Source organism: Billgrantia pellis (genome assembly GCF_008297955.1).
Taxonomy (GTDB): Bacteria; Pseudomonadota; Gammaproteobacteria; order Pseudomonadales; family Halomonadaceae; genus Halomonas; species Halomonas pellis.
Window position 1 is genome coordinate 39,260 of sequence record NZ_VTPY01000002.1, and the last position, 17,848, is coordinate 57,107.

The 17,848-nt window shown below is 63.0% G+C and carries 17 protein-coding genes; 14 read left to right on the top strand and 3 right to left on the bottom strand.

Going from position 1 to position 17,848, the window contains the following annotated elements:
* The first annotated feature begins 160 nt into the window (after nucleotides 1-160).
* From ectA to F0A17_RS03755, 11 genes are all read left to right on the top strand, one after another.
* Complete coding sequence (ectA, locus tag F0A17_RS03705) at nucleotides 161-739, top strand: diaminobutyrate acetyltransferase (RefSeq protein ID WP_149327022.1); 579 nt, start codon at nucleotides 161-163, stop codon at nucleotides 737-739.
* 141 nt (nucleotides 740-880) lie between these two features.
* Entirely contained in the window at nucleotides 881-2,146 is a 1,266-nt protein-coding gene (ectB, locus tag F0A17_RS03710; protein ID WP_149327023.1) for a diaminobutyrate--2-oxoglutarate transaminase, read from the top strand.
* 76 nt (nucleotides 2,147-2,222) lie between these two features.
* Nucleotides 2,223-2,618, top strand: coding sequence for an ectoine synthase (locus F0A17_RS03715; RefSeq protein ID WP_149327024.1), 396 nt, complete (start codon nucleotides 2,223-2,225; stop codon nucleotides 2,616-2,618).
* A 369-nt stretch (nucleotides 2,619-2,987) separates the two neighbouring features.
* Nucleotides 2,988-3,842 carry an ATP-dependent zinc protease family protein gene (locus F0A17_RS03720; RefSeq protein WP_149327025.1) on the top strand — a complete coding sequence of 285 codons (855 nt, stop codon included), beginning with the start codon at nucleotides 2,988-2,990 and terminating at the stop codon, nucleotides 3,840-3,842.
* A gap of 39 nt (nucleotides 3,843-3,881) precedes the next feature.
* Complete coding sequence (locus F0A17_RS03725) at nucleotides 3,882-5,387, top strand: inactive transglutaminase family protein (RefSeq protein ID WP_149327026.1); 1,506 nt, start codon at nucleotides 3,882-3,884, stop codon at nucleotides 5,385-5,387.
* Between the two features lie 4 nt (nucleotides 5,388-5,391).
* Nucleotides 5,392-6,378, top strand: coding sequence for an alpha-L-glutamate ligase-like protein (locus F0A17_RS03730; RefSeq protein WP_149327027.1), 987 nt, complete (start codon nucleotides 5,392-5,394; stop codon nucleotides 6,376-6,378).
* 45 nt (nucleotides 6,379-6,423) lie between these two features.
* On the top strand, nucleotides 6,424-6,876 hold the full coding sequence (locus tag F0A17_RS03735) for a transcriptional repressor (protein WP_149327028.1): 453 nt from the start codon (nucleotides 6,424-6,426) through the stop codon (nucleotides 6,874-6,876).
* 27 nt (nucleotides 6,877-6,903) lie between these two features.
* Nucleotides 6,904-7,356, top strand: coding sequence for a phosphoribosyl-AMP cyclohydrolase (hisI, locus tag F0A17_RS03740; protein ID WP_149327029.1), 453 nt, complete (start codon nucleotides 6,904-6,906; stop codon nucleotides 7,354-7,356).
* Nucleotides 7,357-7,359: 3 nt separating this feature from the next.
* The gene (gene yidD / locus F0A17_RS03745; protein ID WP_149327030.1) at nucleotides 7,360-7,722 is read left to right on the top strand and encodes a membrane protein insertion efficiency factor YidD; all 363 of its coding nucleotides are present in this window, start codon (nucleotides 7,360-7,362) and stop codon (nucleotides 7,720-7,722) included.
* 84 nt (nucleotides 7,723-7,806) lie between these two features.
* Complete coding sequence (locus F0A17_RS03750; protein ID WP_149327031.1) at nucleotides 7,807-8,388, top strand: DJ-1/PfpI family protein; 582 nt, start codon at nucleotides 7,807-7,809, stop codon at nucleotides 8,386-8,388.
* A gap of 69 nt (nucleotides 8,389-8,457) precedes the next feature.
* On the top strand, nucleotides 8,458-8,859 hold the full coding sequence (locus tag F0A17_RS03755; RefSeq protein ID WP_149327032.1) for a ribbon-helix-helix domain-containing protein: 402 nt from the start codon (nucleotides 8,458-8,460) through the stop codon (nucleotides 8,857-8,859).
* Here F0A17_RS03755 and F0A17_RS03760 read toward each other — a convergent pair.
* Together F0A17_RS03760 and F0A17_RS03765 are read right to left on the bottom strand one after the other, a co-directional pair.
* Nucleotides 8,823-9,254 (bottom strand): SufE family protein, encoded by a 432-nt coding sequence (locus tag F0A17_RS03760; protein ID WP_149327033.1) that lies wholly within the window; start codon nucleotides 9,252-9,254, stop codon nucleotides 8,823-8,825. The two genes, F0A17_RS03755 and F0A17_RS03760, sit on opposite strands and share 37 nt — an antisense overlap.
* A 39-nt stretch (nucleotides 9,255-9,293) precedes the next feature.
* The gene (locus tag F0A17_RS03765; protein WP_149327034.1) at nucleotides 9,294-10,382 is read right to left on the bottom strand and encodes a tyrosine-type recombinase/integrase; all 1,089 of its coding nucleotides are present in this window, start codon (nucleotides 10,380-10,382) and stop codon (nucleotides 9,294-9,296) included.
* 377 nt (nucleotides 10,383-10,759) lie between these two features.
* Between F0A17_RS03765 and F0A17_RS03770 the strand changes: the two genes are divergently transcribed.
* Nucleotides 10,760-11,803 (top strand): DNA-binding protein, encoded by a 1,044-nt coding sequence (locus F0A17_RS03770; RefSeq protein ID WP_149327035.1) that lies wholly within the window; start codon nucleotides 10,760-10,762, stop codon nucleotides 11,801-11,803.
* Nucleotides 11,804-11,854: 51 nt separating this feature from the next.
* Here the strand turns inward: F0A17_RS03770 and nfuA are convergent, their stop codons facing one another.
* Nucleotides 11,855-12,445, bottom strand: a complete 591-nt coding sequence (gene nfuA, locus F0A17_RS03775) for a Fe-S biogenesis protein NfuA (RefSeq protein WP_149327036.1) — start codon at nucleotides 12,443-12,445, stop codon at nucleotides 11,855-11,857.
* Between the two features lie 239 nt (nucleotides 12,446-12,684).
* Here nfuA and metH point away from each other — a divergent pair, with 239 nt between their 5' ends.
* Nucleotides 12,685-16,398, top strand: a complete 3,714-nt coding sequence (metH, locus tag F0A17_RS03780; RefSeq protein WP_149327037.1) for a methionine synthase — start codon at nucleotides 12,685-12,687, stop codon at nucleotides 16,396-16,398.
* A 68-nt stretch (nucleotides 16,399-16,466) separates the two neighbouring features.
* Nucleotides 16,467-17,795, top strand: coding sequence for an MATE family efflux transporter (locus tag F0A17_RS03785; RefSeq protein ID WP_149327038.1), 1,329 nt, complete (start codon nucleotides 16,467-16,469; stop codon nucleotides 17,793-17,795).
* Nucleotides 17,796-17,848 lie beyond the last annotated feature (53 nt).

The following is a 17,848-nucleotide window of genomic DNA, read 5'->3' on the forward strand; positions in this document are numbered from 1 at the left end:
CGGGCATGGCCCGCTGTCTGGTATGCGCGTATCGAGTGGCAGGGAAGCTACGAAGCATAATTTTTTGTTATGCAATTGTGGCGTAGTCATAATGCCCATTTTGATTTACTCGCAAGCCCTGTTATCATTCTGAGCAACATCGCTACAGCGAAGCCTTACCATGAACGTGACACCGCAGCCTTTTACCCCTTCCGCCGATCTGGCCCGACCCAGCGTAGCCGATGCCGTGGTCGGCAGTGATGCCTCGCCGCTTTTCATCCGCAAGCCCAACCCGGATGACGGCTGGGGCATCTACGAATTGGTAAAGTCCTGTCCGCCGCTGGATGTCAACTCCGCCTATGCCTACCTACTGCTGGCCACGCAGTTTCGCGACACCTGCGCCGTGGCGACCAACGAGGAGGGCGAAATCGTTGGTTTCGTTTCCGGATACGTTAAAAGCAATGCGCAGGACACCTATTTCCTCTGGCAGGTGGCGGTCGGGGAGAAAGCCCGCGGCACCGGTCTGGCCCGTCGCCTGGTGGAAGCCGTCATGACCCGCCCCGAGCTCGACGAGGTCCATCATCTCGAAACCACCATCACGCCTGACAATCAGGCGTCCTGGGGGCTTTTCCGCCGGCTGGCAGATCGCTGGCAGGCTCCTCTCAACAGTCGCGAATACTTCTCGACGGATCAGCTCGGTGGCGAGCACGATCCCGAGAACCTCGTGCGCATCGGTCCCTTCGACACCCGCCGTCTCTAGGGTTTCGCGCCGAAGCCGTCTCGATGAGCATTTGCGGGGCCATGCGCCCAGAACCCATCCGAATGATGGGGTGGACGACAGCGTCGGCCATCCTCACCCGCCCTACGCTTCATATTTCCGACAGCACGACAGGAGGTCGCGATGCAGACCCAGACGCTTGAACGCTTGGAATCCAATGTCCGTACCTATTCACGCTCCTTCCCGGTGGTCTTCACCCAGGCCAAAAATGCGCGCCTGACCGACGAAGACGGTCGCGAATACATTGACTTCCTGGCCGGCGCCGGCACCCTCAATTATGGCCATAACAATCCGCACCTGAAGCAGGCGCTGCTCGATTACCTCGAAAGTGACGGTATCGTCCACGGGCTGGATTTCTGGACCGCCGCCAAGCGGGACTATCTGGAAACCCTCGAAGCGCTGATCCTCAAGCCGCGTGGGCTCGAGTACAAGGTACATCTGCCGGGGCCGACCGGAACCAATGCCGTCGAGGCCGCCATTCGCCTGGCGCGTGTGGCCACGGGCCGGCATACCATCGTGAGCTTCACCAACGGCTTTCATGGCGTCACCATGGGGGCCCTGGCGGCCACCGGCAACCGCAAATTCCGCGAAGCCACTGGGGGGATCCCGCTGCAAGGCTCGGCCTTCATGCCCTATGACGGTTATCTCGGTAAAGATGTCGACAGCCTCGATTATTTCGAGAAGCTGCTGGGCGACAATTCCAGCGGTCTCGACCTGCCGGCCGCCGTCATCGTCGAGACCGTTCAGGGCGAGGGCGGCATCAACGTGGCCGGTCTCGAATGGCTGAAACGCCTGGAAGGGATCTGCCGCGACAACGACATGTTGCTGATCGTCGATGACATCCAGGCGGGTTGCGGCCGTACCGGCAAGTTCTTCAGCTTCGAACACGCCGGTATCACGCCGGACATCGTCACCAATTCCAAGTCGCTGTCGGGCTTCGGCCTGCCGTTCGCGCACGTGCTGATGCGCCCCGAACTCGACAAATGGAAGCCGGGTCAGTACAACGGCACCTTCCGCGGGTTCAACCTGGCCTTTGCCACTGCCGCTGCCGCCATGCGACAGTACTGGCGGGACGATACCTTCGAGCGCGATGTCCAGCGCAAGGGCAGGGTGGTGGAAGATCGCTTCAAGAAGATCGCTGCCTGGATCAACGAGCGGGGCACGCCTGCGTCCGAGCGGGGCCGCGGCCTGATGCGGGGCATCGACGTGGGCAGCGGCGAGCTGGCCGACAAGATCACCGCCAAGGCCTTCGAGAAGGGGTTGGTGATCGAGACCAGCGGACAGGCGAGCGAGGTCGTCAAGTGCCTGTGCCCGCTGACCATTCCCGATGAGGATCTGCTCCAGGGCTTGGACATCCTTGAGGACAGCGTCAAGGAAGTCGTCGCCTGACGGAACGGTGACGAAGGCAACGGCCGGTTGCCATGGCAGCCGGCTAGACTATGGATCAAGTGGAGTGACGTAAGACATGATCGTTCGCAATCTCGAGGAAGCACGCAAGACGGATCGCCTGGTCAAGTCGGAGAGCGGCACCTGGGACAGCACCCGTTTGGTGCTGGCCAACGACGGTGGCGGCTTCTCCTTCCACATCACGCGGATCTACGAAGGCACCGAGACACATATCCACTACAAGCATCACTACGAGTCGGTGTACTGCATCGAGGGTGAAGGCGAAGTGGAGACGCTGGCCGACGGTAAGATCTGGCCCATCAAGCCGGGTGACATCTATGTGCTCGACCAGCATGACGAGCATCTGCTGCGCGCCCACAAGACCATGCATCTGGCGTGTGTGTTCACGCCGCCGATCACCGGTAATGAAGTCCACCGGGAAGATGGCTCGTATGCGCCGCCCGATGAGGCCTGATCCGGAGAGGATCCGGCAATCGGTATTTCATGCAACGAACCCCGGCAAAAGCCGGGGTTCGTTTACGTATGCAGGAACGCGCCAAGCCAACCGGTCGTACTGGCTCAGTGGCGTAGGTGTGGTCACGCAGTGCACGGAGGTATCCTGACAGGTGCACGGTAGATTCGAGGGCCGGATCGTGTGATCCATGGAACCGTCATGAGTTCGCATAATGTATATTATGTTAAATCGATACTTCGTCACGGCGTTGGACAAGCGTGGCTTCGACTCCTTATCATCTCACGTCATATTTTGCGCGGCACTTCCGACTGCGCTGCATCCTGTCCAGCTCCTGCTGTCCAATGTCCGACCGGAGACCGTCGACCCATCATGCGATCGAGAACGTTATCCGCTCCCTTCCCCTGGTTGCTGACCTCCCTGCTCCTCAGCGGATGCGCCCTTAGTCCTGGGGTCGACCGTGAAGCGGAGCCCACGCTCGACCCCGATGCTTTCGAGACGCGCATCGACCAGCTCGAGCAGCAGCTTGTCATGCGCTGTGATCGTACGAATGCTCGCCTCGATGAGCAGTCGCAGCGCCAGGAAACCCTGCTGGCGGAATTCCGCGACGCCGGGGCTACGCTGCGTCATCTGCGCGCCGATATCGAGCGGCTCGAGCAGCGCAGCGAAGGGCCGGAAGTGATAGCGGCCGAGTGCAACGAGCAGCTCGCCGAGAACCTGTCGAACAAGGCGATGGTCGGTCGCGCCGAGTGGATCGGCTTGCCGAATGTCGGCACGTATCTTCGGGCTCGGGTCGATTCCGGCGCCAATACCTCCTCGTTGTCGGCCACCGACATCACCCGCTTCGAGCGTGACGGTGAGGATTGGGTGCGCTTCAAGCTGGGCCTGAACGAAGATGACGTGGTCGTCGAAGACGTGCGCGACGAGTGGATCGAACGCCCCATCGAACGCCGGGTCCGCATCCTCCAGGCGGCGGGCAGCGAATCGCGCCCGGTGGTCAGCCTGCTGATGACCTTGGGGCCGATTCGCGAACCGGTCGAATTCACTCTCAACGATCGCACGCATCTCAACTATCCCGTGTTACTGGGACGTCGCTTTTTGATGGATATCGCCTTGATCGATGTCGCCGAGGACTATCTTCATCCTCGCCCGGAGTTTCCTGGCGGCCGGCCCGCCGCGGAAGCGGCGCAGGACGAAATCAACGACCGGGACGAAGAGGAAGGCTAACGCTTGGCGTCCCCCGCTATTCCTTTGCAAGGATGATTCATGTCGCGTCTGCCCTTCTATATCATCGTGGGTTTGTTGTTGGTGCTGGGTATCGGTACGAGCCTCTACCGGCACATCCAGCTCGAGGTTCCCTGGACACCAGGCGAGCAGCGGCAGGTCTGGGAAGTCGAAGCGATCATCGACTTCGCCGCGCTGGGTGAGCCCGTACGGGTCGACTTCGCACTGCCGTCGCATCAGCTCGGCTATCGCATTCTGACCGAAAACACGGCCTCGCCCGGCTATGGTCTCTCGTTCCTGCAGGATGAGTCCGGTCGTCGCGCACAATGGTCGATCCGACGGGCGACGGGCAGTCAGCAGCTCTACTACTCCGTTCGGCTGCAGGTCACCGAGGATACGCGTCGGCAGCAGGCCAACCGTCCGGAACTGCGAGAAGTCTCTTGGGAACGTCCCTATGATACCGCTGCCGCCCAGGTCATCGAGCGAGCCTGGGCGCGCAGCGCCGATCCCTATACCTTCGCCCGTGAGCTGATCCGCGACTTCAACGAGGAGCGTCAAAGCGAGAACACGCGCCTTTTGCTTACCCAATTCGAGCGCACTCCCCTGCTCGTCCGGCTGCTCAATCAGGCCGGCGTGCATGCGCGCGAGGTAAGCGGCCTGCTATTGGAAGATGGCCGTCGTCGCCAGACCCTGGCGCCGTGGATCCAGGTCTTCGAGGATGAGGAGAACTGGGCGCTGTTCGATCCGCGGACAGGCACGCAGGGGCAGCCCGAGAATCTGCTGCTTTGGGAATCCGGTGGACGTGCCGTGCTCGAGGTTCAGGGCGGGACCAACTCGCGGGTCACCTTCTCGATGCTATCACGCAGCCAGCCTGCCGCCGCCGCGGTGCGCAGCCAACTGGCCGACGACACCCTGCTCAACTTCTCGATCCACAGCCTGCCGCTCGAGGAACAGGCGCTGTTCCAGACCATCCTGCTGATACCCATCGGCGCCCTGGTCGTGGTATTCCTGCGCATCATGGTGGGTCTCAAGACGTCCGGTACCTTCATGCCGGTACTGATCGCCCTGGCCTTTATCCAGACCAGCCTGCCGACGGGGTTGATCGGCTTCCTTCTGGTCGTCTCCGTTGGCCTGGTGATCCGCAACTACCTTTCCTATCTCAATCTTCTGCTGGTGGCGCGAGTCTCGGCGGTCATCATCACGGTGATTGCCATCATCTCGATCTTCTCGGTGCTATCGTATCGGGTCGGACTCAATGCCGGGCTGACGATCACCTTCTTTCCGATGATCATACTGGCCTGGACCATCGAGCGCATGTCGATCCTATGGGAAGAGGAAGGTCCCAAGCAGGTCGTGATTCAAGGTGGCGGCAGCCTCATAACGGCGGTACTGGCGTACCTTGCCATGAACAATCCCTGGATTCGTCACATCACCTTCAACTTCCTGGGCGTGCAGCTCATCATCATGGCGCTGATCATGTTGCTGGGCAACTACACGGGGTATCGCCTGCTCGAACTGAGGCGCTTCAAACCGGTCACCGAGGACTGAACACATGTGGGTACGGCCAAGCCAGCTCAAGCAGCGCGGCATCATCGGCATGAACCGGCGCAACATTCGCTACATCGGTCGCTACAACAGCCGCAAGCTCTATCCGCTGGTCGATGACAAGCTGAAGACCAAGCTGCTTGCCGAGAAGCACGGCATTACGTCGCCGGCGCTGATCGGCACGGTGTCCACCCAATTCGAGGTCAAGGGGCTCGGTGACATGATCGCGGGGCATGACGGCTTCGCCATTAAGCCGGCCAAGGGCAGCGGCGGCAAGGGCATCCTGGTGATCGAGCGCGTCGATCAGGATGGCTACCACAAGCCCAGCGGCGCCCGCCTAAGCCTGGAGGATCTGCATCGTCATGTCTCGAATATCCTGTCGGGGCTCTACTCGCTGGGAGGGGCGGCGGATGTGGCCATGGTCGAGGCGCTCATCAACTTCGACGAGAAGCTCTCCGAGTATACCTACGAAGGTGTGCCGGACATTCGCGTGATCATCTTTCGCGGCTACCCGGTCATGGCCATGATGCGCCTCTCCACGGCAGCTTCCGACGGCAAGGCCAACCTGCACCAGGGGGCCGTTGGCGTGGGGCTCGATATCGCCACCGGCACGGCGGTGCGTGGCGTTCAGTTCGATCGCTCACGGCATGACCACCCCGATACGGGACATGAGCTCGCCAGCCTGCGCATTCCTGACTGGACCAACCTACTCATGCTGGCCGCCGGTTGCTACGAGATGACCGGGCTCGGCTATCTGGGGACCGACATGGTGATTGATCGCCACCGCGGTCCCATGCTATTGGAGCTCAACGCTCGGCCCGGCTTGGCGATCCAGATGGCGAACGGCGAAGGGCTGCGCCGTCGGCTTGATCTCGTGGAAAAGCAGCCGCATGGCCTCGACGTGGAGAAGCGAGTCGCCTTCTCCCAGCACCACTTCGCGCGGCGCGGAGAGCTCCGGACACTCGACGAACAGCCGGCACTGGCCGCTACCTGACCCAGTGCGTAGAATGAGCGCTATTTCAGCCACGCCGGGTCGATCATGACCGATTCAAGCGTCCTGCTTGCGCAGGCCGAAAGACAATGCCAGCGACGCGGGGTGCGCTTCACCCCGATCCGACGTCGCGTTCTCGAAATGATCGCTACGGCAAGTGGCGGTCTGAAGGCCTACGACCTGCTTGATCGTCTTGCCGTCGAGCACGCAGCGGCGCGACCGCCAACCGTCTATCGTGCGCTGGATTTTTTGATCGAGCAGGGGCTGGTGCATCGCATCGAGTCGCTCAACGCCTATGTCGCCTGCCCCTGCCCCGAGCACGCCCATGGCTTTCAACTGCTGATCTGCCGTCACTGCGGCCGTGTCGAGGAGCTCCACCTCGATGACGTCGATGCACAGCTCATCACGCGGGCGCGCGAGCTGGGTTTTCGCGTCGAGCGCCAGACCATCGAACTGCTGGGGAGCTGCGATGTTTGTCTGGGCGCCGCCGCTCAGACCTGATACCGCAACGGACCGATGGAGCCGACAATGGCCGATACCCTGAAGGACCTCGAAGGGGCGCAGCAGGATACTCGCGTGCCTCTTGGCGAAATTCTCGCTGCCGTGCGCTTCAATGGCGACGGCCTGATTCCCGCCATCGCCCAGCAGCATGACAGTGGCGAGGTTTTGATGATGGCCTGGATGAACCGCGAGGCACTGGAAGAGACCTTGACGACCGGGCGCGTCTGCTACTGGTCGCGTTCGCGGGGTAAACTGTGGCGCAAGGGCGAGTCATCCGGCCAGCAGCAGCACCTGCGCACGGCAAGCCTCGATTGCGATGGCGATACTCTTCTGCTGCAGGTGGAGCAGACCGGGCCGGCATGTCATACCGGCCGGCGAAGCTGTTTCTACATCGCACTGGAAGGCAATGCGGCGCGTATCGTCAGCGAACCGCTGATCGACCCCGACATTCTCTACCACCGGCCCTCGGGCGGGGCCTGAGCCATGGCCCGCCGACAGCCCTCCTGGCTTGCCGCCATCGGTCGTTGGGCCGGCTGCGGCCTGGGGCTGGTATTGATCGGCCTGGTCAAGCTCTATCAGTTCACGCTGAGCCCGCTGCTGGGCCCGCGCTGTCGTTTCTGGCCCAGCTGTTCCCACTATACCGCCGAGGCGATCCGTGTACACGGCCCGCTACGTGGCGGCTGGTTGGGTGCCAGGCGGATCGTGCGTTGTCATCCGGGCAATCATGGCGGCATCGATCCCGTGCCGGGTGGGCCTAGCGAGGCGCTTTGCCGCGAGGACCCCGAGCTCGACGAGCATTTTGGCTGCCAGCGTACCGAATGCGGGGACAAGCGTCCTCTTCTGTAGTAGCCCGCTACCACCCTCCTCGGCTCGTGCCATGCCAGACTGACGCTGGCAGCCAATCACAACAAGCCGATGAGGAGACATGCCATGCCCGCCAAGCGACTGCTCTTGCTGTGTGGCGATTTCGCCGAAGATTACGAAACCATGGTGCCCTTTCAAGCCCTTCAGGCCGTGGGCCATCGCGTCGACGCCGTCTGTCCCGACAAGCGGGCTGGCGATACCATCGCGACCGCCATCCATGATTTCGAGGGCGACCAGACCTACAGCGAAAAGCCTGGTCACCGTTTCACGCTCAATGCCGATTTCGCCGATGTGGATCCGGTCGAATACGATGGATTGGTGGTGGTCGGTGGGCGCGCCCCGGAATACCTGCGACTCAACGAGCGCGTCATCGAATTGGTGCGCCACTTCTTCTCCGCCGATAAGCCGGTGGCGGCGATCTGTCACGGCGCACAGCTGCTGGCCGCCGCTCGCGTGCTGGAAGGGCGCCGTTGTTCGGCCTATCCCGCCTGTCGCCCCGAAGTGGAGCTGGCCGGCGGTCGCTATGCCGATATCGCCGTGGACGACGCCGTGACCGACGGCAACCTGGTCACGGCACCTGCCTGGCCGGCTCATCCAACCTGGCTCGCGCAATTCCTGGCCGTACTGGGCACTCGCATCGAGCTTTGAGCCGCCTTGCCCCGCCGCCTGTCCGGCGCCATGATTAAGGCGCCGGCAGGCCAGCAAGGAGGGAACGAGATGTGCAGGCTCTTCATCGGTGCCGATCCGGATCTCTGGGAGCCCCAGACGCGCTCCATGCGCCTGGATGGTGTCTCGACCAGCGTTCGTCTGGAGCGATTCTTCTGGGAGGTACTCGAAGAAATCGGTCGGCGAGATGGTCTCTGCCTCAGCCGATTGGTGGCCAAGCTATCACGCGAATGTGCCGAGGCGGGCCATGACGGGGAAAACTTCGCCTCCTTCCTGCGTGTCTGCTGTGGGCGCTATCTGGCACTGCAACGGGTGGGCGAGATCCCGGCCGCTCGGGACGCCCCCATCGCCGGGTTGGATGCCGAAGGCATCCTGCTGCGCGAGCGCCGCCGTCGTGCCCGCAACCGCGCCTCCGGTCAGGCCGAGGCCGCTTCCTGCTCGGCGACTTCATAGATCCTGCCGAGCATGGCGTGCAGCCCGTTGCTGCGTGTCGGCGAGAGGTGCTTGTCGAGGCCGAGGTTTTTCAGGAAGTGCGGGCTGGTGTCGCGAATCTCCTGGGCCGGACGGTCATTGTAGATGCGCATCAGCACGGCGATCAGCCCCGAAACGATGGCGGCATCCGACACCGCATCGAAGTGCAGCGTCTCGCCATCGCGCCGATGGTGCATCCAGACATTCGACTGGCAGCCCTGGATCTTGTGCTCGGGCGTCTTCCACGCATCGGGAAACGGTGGCAGTTGCTTGCCCATGTCGATGATGTACTGGTAGCGATCCATCCAGTTATCGAACATCTCGAACTCTTCCTGCAGCGCCTGCTGCGCTTGCTCGGCCGTGGCTTCGGTCGTCATGAGGCCTCCGTTATTGGGCAGATTGTTCATTATACCGACTCATCCGGGGCGGCGTCCGCCCCGAAGCGGCAAGCCATGTAGCGACAACTGGCGATGCCACTCCTCATCTTCGGTATGCAGGTAGCGCGCCGTCGTGTCCAGTCGCGCATGCCGCGCCGTGCTGGCGAGATAGCGTAGTTCGATGCCGGCCTGGGCCTGGTGCGTGAGGGCGGTATGGCGCAGCCAATGAGGCGTGGCGGCACGCAGTCGCGCGACCTGGGCGGCTGCCGCCTCTCCTGCCTCGGCTTCCAGGGCTGCCGCCGCCTGGCGGAAGGTCTCGCGAATCAACCGGTAAAGCTGGTTATCCCCCAGGGCGCTCTGGCCATCGAGGCGACGCAGCAGAGCGCCCGTTTCACCGTGCCGTGGCTCGGGCGGCAGGTCCAGTGCCAGGCGCCATTCTCGCAGCAGGTGCATCAAGTCCGCGGGAGCCGGCACGCGAGCCGCTTTGCCGCCCTTCCCTATCACTTGCCACCACCAGCGGTTTTCCCGCTGATGAAAGTCGCCCATTCGTGCGTTGGCCATTTCCCCGAGACGTGGCGCCACTAGATAGGCGAAAGCGAAGAGCAGGCGGCGACGTTGCCACAGATACCGTTCGCGGCGGCTGGCTCCCGCAGCGGGAGGCCGCTCGAGCCACTGCCATAGCCATTCCCAGAGCGGCCGCTCCAGATAGCGATCGATGCCGGGCTGGCGATTGTCGAGGCGCCGGCGCTTGTCGCGCATCAGGCGGAAGGGGTTGTGCTCTACCCAACCCGCCTCCACCAGCCAGGCGAACATGCCTTGCAGGATCACCAGGCTCTGCCGGCGACTGGCCGGCGACAACGGTCCGCGGAACGGACGCCAATCCGGTGAGCTTCGTGGTCGCGCCGGCCCTATCCAGGCATGGCGTGGTGTCGGTGCGGCCAGAAACGCCTCGAAGGCATCCAGATCCTCTCGGCGAAGTGTTGCGAGTCCCTTGCCCTGCACTTCCAGCCATAGCAAGAGGCGCTCGGCCTCTCGCCGATAGCTACGCAGGGTCCTGGGGCTGGCCCGGTATTCACCGAGCCAGCGTGCGACGGCCTCGGCGTCGCTCGTTGCCCGAAGGCGTGACATTGCATGGGATGACGTCGGCAACGGGTTGAGCGGTTGCGCCGCGACGGGCGCCCCTTCTGACGCTAAGGCGTGCGGCGCCGCCCTGCCTGTGTCCGTGTCGCTGGCGTTCATCATGAAGTTTGGCACCGTCACCCTCTGCTCTGCTCGTGGCAGTGTCGTCGCTTGGCCATTAAAATTCAAGATAAGACGGGTAATCTTGAATTAATTGTCTTTTTCGTTATGTATATTACGTAATTACAGATTACGTAATTTCTTTCGCCCATCCGGGAAAGCCGCTATCCTTGGCAAGTCAGCGGGGCGCATGGAAACAGGTACAACCAGCAAGGCCTGTCGCGTGAGGCAAGGAGCAAATCGCCACATCACACAAGGAGACCGTCATGGCACGCAGCGGTGTGCAGTACGAGGATGTTCAGCAGGCAATCGACGCCCTGCTGGCCAAGGGAGAAGCGCCTAGCGTCCAAAAAATTCGTGAAATATTGGGTACCGGCAGCTTCACCACCATCGGCGACCACCTGAGAGAGTGGCGCTGCCAGCGCGAGCGCAATCGCGACCTTCCTGCGTCCCAGGCCATGCCCGAGCCGGTGCTGCAGCTGGCGGAGAGCCTATGGCAGCGGGCCCAGGAGTCGGCCGCCGAGACATTGACCGGCTACCGGGAAGAAGCCGATCGTCGCATCGCCGAGGCTCAAGCCGCCATGCAGGAGGCCCAGCGTCAGGTCGAGGATGCCGAGCAGCGTGAAGCCGCCCTTTCCGCCCACCTGGCAGGCACTGAGCAGCGCCTGGAGTCTCGCAGTGCGGCATTGGCCAAGGTCGAAAGTGAGCGCGACCAGGCGCTCGAGCGAGCGCGTCAGTTCGAGGAGCGCCTGGCGCGCAGCCTGCAGCAGCTCGACAAATTGCAGAAGGAGAACGAGCGGCAGGCCCAGGCGCATCATCAAGCGCTGGCTGATCGTGATGCCCAGCACTTGGCGCGACTCAACCAGGAGGAGCAGCGCCACGAAGCCGCCGAAGCGCGTCTCATGGGCCTGCTCGATGAGGCACGGCAAGAGCGGCTAACGGCGGAGAAGCGCCATGCCGCGACCCTGCAGCAGCAGGAGAAGCGTCAGGAAAACCTGCAGCTCCAGTTGCGCGAGACCCAGAATGCGCTGTCTCGGGAAGAAAAGCAGCATCGCGAGACCCAATGGGCACGGAGCCGCGCCGAGGAGCGCATCGATACCCTGCGTCACGAGCAGTCGCTCTTGCAGGCGCGCATCGAGGATCAGAAGCGCCATCTCGACGAGCAGGCCGCCCGCCTGCGCACGCTTGAGTCGGAGCTGTTGCGCCGCACCTGGATGACCGAAGACGAAGCTCGGGCGGTGCGTCGTAGCGAAGAGGGGGGCGGAACGAAGGAGGGCTCCCAACTGGAGCCCTCCGAGGATCATGGCTGAGCGGGCCCGCTCGCTGCCTGTCGTAGCGAGCGGGCTCATGGTCGGCAGGACTCAGCGATAATAGGCGTTGGTGGTGTCGGTGTGATCGGTCACGTCGCGGATGCCGGCCAACTCGGGGATGCGTTCCATCAGTGTCTTCTCGACCCCTTCCTTGAGCGTGAGATCGACCGCGGCACAGCCCTGGCAGCCGCCGCCGAAGGCCAACACCGCCACCTGCTCCGCGGTCAGCTCGACCAGTTTGATCTCGCCGCCATGAGCCGCCAACCCTGGGTTGATTTCACTGTAGAGGATATAGTTGACCCGGTCCTCGATCGGGCTGTCGGCATTGACCTTGGGCATCTTGGCGTTGGGCGCTTTGATGGTGAGCTGCCCCCCCATGCGGTCGGCGTTGAAGTCGACGATCGCCTCCTCGAGGAAGGGAATGCTGTGCTTGTCGACGAAGACGGCGATCTTCTGCAGCTCCAGCTTTTCGTCGCTCGGCTCTTCCTCGCCGGGCCGGCAGTAGGCCAGGCAGGTCTCGGCATACGGCGTGCCGGGCTGGGTAATGAAGATACGCACCGCGATACCCTCGACGTTCTGCTTCTCGAGCAGCTCGGCAAGGTATTCCTGGGCGCTGTCGGTAATCCGGATGATCTCGCTCATGGTGTTCTCGCTGGTCGGGCCGTCGCCCCGCCGGGCTGGCCATAAGTGACATGCCGTTATGGTAAGCAAATCCAAGGCGCGAGACAATCCCGACTGTTTTGGTCGGCTTTTGATCGCCCCTGCCCTCAAGCGCTTGCTTTTGCTACCATGGTCGGCCCAAACGACCGCCCGACAAGGTGCCACAAGGCACCGCTGCGGTTATACCTTGGACGTGACTTCGCTGGAGACCGACCCGACCCATGGCCGCCCTACCCTCTGCACTGACCGCCACTCTCTCCGAGCGTCTTGGCGAGCGCATCCTGATGCTGGATGGCGGCATGGGCACCATGTTGCAGAATGCCCGGCTCGACGAGGCCGACTTTCGCGGCGAACGCTTTCGGGACTGGCCCTCCGAGCTCAAGGGCAACAACGACCTGCTGGCCCTGACCTGCCCCGCCCTCGTCTCGCGCATTCATCGCCAATATCTCGAGGCCGGCGCGGATATCGTCGAGACCAACACCTTCAACAGCACCCGGCTCTCCCAGGCCGATTATGGCATGGAGGCGCTGGTTCCCGAGCTCAATCGCGAATCGGCGCGTCTGGCGCGCGAAGTGTGCGATGCGGTGGCGGCCGAGACCGGCATGCCGCGCTATGTGGCCGGCGTGCTGGGGCCCACCTCACGCACCGCTTCGCTATCCCCCGACGTCAACGATCCGGCCAGACGCAACGTTACCTTCGATCAGCTGCGTGATAACTACTACGAGGCGGCCGAGGCGCTGATCGAGGGTGGCGCCGACCTGATCCTGATCGAGACGATCTTCGACACGCTCAATGCCAAGGCAGCGATCTTCGCCCTCGAGACCTTGTTCGAAGCGCGCGGGGAGCGGTTGCCGGTAATGATCTCGGGTACCATCACCGACGCCTCCGGACGCACCCTTTCCGGCCAGACCTCGGAGGCGTTCTGGAACTCGGTGCGACACGCCAAGCCGCTCTCCATCGGCCTCAACTGTGCGTTGGGTGCTGAGGAGCTGCGCCCCTATCTCGAAGAGCTTGCCACCAAGGCCGATACCTTCGTCTCCGCCCATCCCAACGCCGGGCTTCCCAACGAATTCGGCGAGTACGACCAGACCCCGGAAGAGATGGCCGCCATCGTCGCGGAGTTTGCCTCGAGCGGCCTGGTCAATATCATCGGCGGCTGCTGCGGCTCGACGCCCGAACACATCGCCGCGATCCATGCCGCCATCCAGGGCCTGCCGCCGCGACAGGTTCCCGAGCGGCCGCGCGCCTGCCGTCTTTCCGGGCTCGAGCCGTTCAACATCGAGAAGGATTCGCTGTTCGTCAACGTCGGCGAGCGCACCAACGTCACCGGATCCGCGCGTTTCAAGAGGCTGATCGTGGAGGAAGACTACACCACGGCGCTCGAAGTGGCGCTCGAGCAAGTGGAGAACGGCGCTCAAGTCATCGACATCAACATGGATGAAGGCATGCTCGAGTCCGAGGAGGCGATGGTGCGCTTCCTCAACCTGATCGCCGGCGAACCCGACATCGCCCGCGTGCCGATCATGATCGATTCCTCCAAATGGGAAATCATCGAGGCCGGGCTCAAATGCGTGCAGGGCAAGGCGGTGGTCAACTCCATCTCGCTCAAGGAGGGCGAAGCGGCCTTCCGCGAGCAGGCGACATTGTGCCGACGCTACGGCGCCGCCGTGGTGGTCATGGCCTTCGATGAAGCCGGTCAGGCCGATACCTTCGCACGCAAGACCGAGATTTGTCAGCGCGCCTATACCCTGTTGGTGGAGGAGATCGGCTTCCCACCGGAAGACATCATCTTCGACCCCAATATCTTCGCCATCGCCACCGGCATCGAGGAGCACGACAACTACGCGGTGGACTTCATCGAAGCCACCCGCTGGATTCGCGAGCACCTGCCCCACGCCATGGTGTCGGGCGGCGTCTCCAACGTCTCGTTCTCCTTCCGCGGCAACAACCCTGTGCGCGAGGCGATTCACTCGGTTTTCCTATACCACGCGATCCGAGCCGGTCTGACCATGGGCATCGTCAACGCCGGCCAGCTGGCGGTCTACGATGATTTGCCGGCGGAGCTGCGCGAAGCGGTCGAGGATGTGGTGCTCAACCGTCGCCGTGACGCCACCGAACGCCTGGTCGATCTGGCCGAGAAGTACAAGGGCGATGGCAGCGGCACGGCGCGCAAGGAAGATCTGGAATGGCGCAGCTGGGAGGTGGAAAAGCGCATCGAGCATGCCCTGGTCAAGGGCATCACCGCCTTCATCGAGGAAGATACCGAACTTGCCCGCCAACGCGCCACGCGCCCCATCGAAGTGATTGAGGGCCCGCTGATGGACGGCATGAACGTCGTCGGCGATCTGTTTGGTGCCGGCAAGATGTTTCTCCCCCAGGTGGTGAAGTCGGCCCGTGTCATGAAGCAGGCGGTGGCTTACCTCATCCCCTACATCGAGGCGGAAAAGCGCGAGCTTTCCCAGGGCGAGAGTCAAGCCAAGGGCAAGATCGTCATGGCCACGGTCAAGGGCGACGTGCATGACATCGGCAAGAACATCGTCGGCGTGGTCCTGCAGTGCAATAACTATGACGTGGTCGACCTCGGCGTGATGGTGCCTGCCGAGAAGATCCTGCAGACCGCGCGCGCGGAGAAGGCCGATATCATCGGCCTTTCGGGTCTGATCACACCCTCGCTGGATGAGATGGTCCACGTGGCCAAGGAGATGCAACGCCAGGGCTTCTCCCTGCCGCTGCTGATCGGCGGCGCGACCACATCCAAAGCGCACACGGCGGTGAAAGTCGAACCGCAGTACAATGAGCCGGTAATCTATGTCGCCGATGCCTCGCGCGCGGTGGGCGTGGCGGGAAAGCTTCTATCGCCCACGCTCAAGTCCGCTTATGTGGCCGAGATCAAGACCGAATACGAGCAGGTGCGGGACCGTAATGCCAAGCGTCGACCCAAGGCCGCCGACCTGAGCTACGCCGAAGCCCGCCAGCGCAAGCTGCCCATCGATTGGGACGGCTATACCCCACCCAGGCCCACCCTCGCCGGACTCAAGATATTCGACGGCTACGATATCGAGGAGCTGGTCGAGCGCATCGACTGGACGCCCTTCTTCATGAGCTGGGAACTGGCGGGTAAATATCCCAAGATCCTCGACGATGCGGTGGTCGGCGAGGCGGCGCGCAACCTGTTCGACGATGCCCAGCAGATGCTGCGCAAGCTGATCGACGAGAAGCACGTCGAGGCGCGCGGTGTGATCGGCCTGTGGCCGGCCAACAGCGTCGACGACGATGTCATCGAGGTGTATGCCGACGAAGCGCGCGCCCAGGTCATTGAGCGGCTGCACCACATTCGTCAGCAGACCACCAAGAACCGCGACGGCGTGTGCTATAGCCTGGCGGATTTCATTGCGCCCAAGGAGAGCGGCAAGCCCGACTGGATCGGTGGTTTTGCCGTAACCACCGGGCACGGTGTCGAGGCCTTGGCCGAGCGCTACAAGGCTGCCGGCGACGACTACAGCGCCATCATGGTCCAGGCCTTGACTGACCGGTTGGCGGAAGCATTCGCCGAGCGCATGCACGAGCGCGTGCGCAAGGAGTTCTGGGGCTACGTTCCCGACGAAACGCTCGACAACGATGCGTTGATCGCGGAGAAGTACCAGGGTATCCGACCGGCACCGGGCTACCCCGCGTGCCCCGACCATACCGAGAAGCGCACGCTGTTCCGGCTGCTGGCGGCCACTGAGAATGCCGGTATCGAGCTGACTGAGAGCTTCGCCATGTGGCCGGCCGCGGCGGTGTCGGGTTGGTATTTCTCCCATCCCCAGTCGAAGTACTTCTCGACCGGCAAGATCACGCGCGATCAGGTCGAGGCACTGGCCGAGCGCAAAGGCATGAGCCTCGGAGAGATGGAACGCTGGCTGTCGCCGGTGCTCTCCTACGATCCAAGCTGACTCGCTTGGCCATGTGCAAACGCTCGTGCCGCTGGTGCGGGCTTCCTTTCCTTCATGAAACCTGACGGATGCTGCCCGACTCGATCCGCCGCCAGAGAATCCTGCGCCTCGCCGTGCCGATCATCGCGGCCATGGTGACCCAGAGCTTGATCAACCTGGTCGACGCCGCACTGGTCGGCTCGCTCGGCGAAGTCCCCCTGGCCGGCGTGGGTATCGGCGGCTATGCCATGTTCCTGATTACCGCGCTGGTGTTCGGGCTCTCTTCGGGCGTGCAGGCGCAAACCGCACGGCGCCACGGCGAGCAAGCTTGGCAGTTGCGTGCCCTGCCGCTCAATGCGGGGTTGGTCATTGCGCTGTTGATATCGCTGCCCGTCACCCTGCTCTGCCTGTGGCAGGCGCCACGGCTGATGGAGCTACTCAATCCCGATAGGGAGGTGAATGCCGTGGCAGTGGATTACTTCCGCTGGCGGGTGCTGTCGCTCGTTGCCGTGGCGATGATCTTCTGCTTTCGCGGCTACTGGAACGGTATCCAGCAGAGCGGCCACTACCTGCGCATCATGCTGGTGATGCACGTCGTCAACGTGGCGACGAGCGTCTGCCTGATATTCGGCTACCTGGGGTTGCCTAGGATGGCGGCCGCCGGTGCGGGCGCCGGTACCAGCCTTTCTCTTTTCGCCGGGCTATTGCTCTGGGCCCGGATCAGCGTGCGCCATGCCGTGCCCAGCGGCTTCCTGGCCGCCCTGCCGTGCCGAACGACTCTGGCCGCGACGCTGCGCCTGGCTACCCCGCACTCTTTCCAGCAGCTCTGGTTCGCCGCCGGCTACGCGGCGTTATTCTGGATTCTGGGACGGATCGACACAGCCAGCGTCGCGGTGGGCCATGTGCTGGTGAACCTTTCGCTGTTGCTGATTCTGCCCGGCGTCGGTCTCGGCATGGCCGCCATGAGCCTGGTGGGACAGTCGCTTGGCCGACAGGCACCCGGGGAAGCCCACCGCTGGGGCTGGGACGTGGTGCGCCTGGCCTGGCTCTGCCTGGCGGCGCTGGCGCTGCCCATGATGCTGCTTCCCGATCAGGTGCTGGGGCTGTTCCTGCATGACCCGAACCTGATAGCCTTCGCCCGGGTGCCGCTACAGCTGACCGCCGTCATGATCGTGCTCGATGCCGCCGCTTTGGTGCTGGGCCAAGCCCTGCTCGGTGCCGGCGCCAATCGCACCGTGATGACCACGACGCTGACGCTGCAGTGGCTGGTGTTCCTGCCGCTCGCCTGGTGGGTCGGGGTGGAACTCGGGCATGGGCTGGTGGGCATCTGGTGGGTGCAACTGGGCTACCGGGCTCTCAACTCGGCTTGGTTCGCCTTGATCTGGCAGCGGCGACAATGGCTGCAGCTACAGGTATAGCGAGATGAGTGGCTTGACGTCTTATATGACTTTTCGTATAAAAAATATGAATA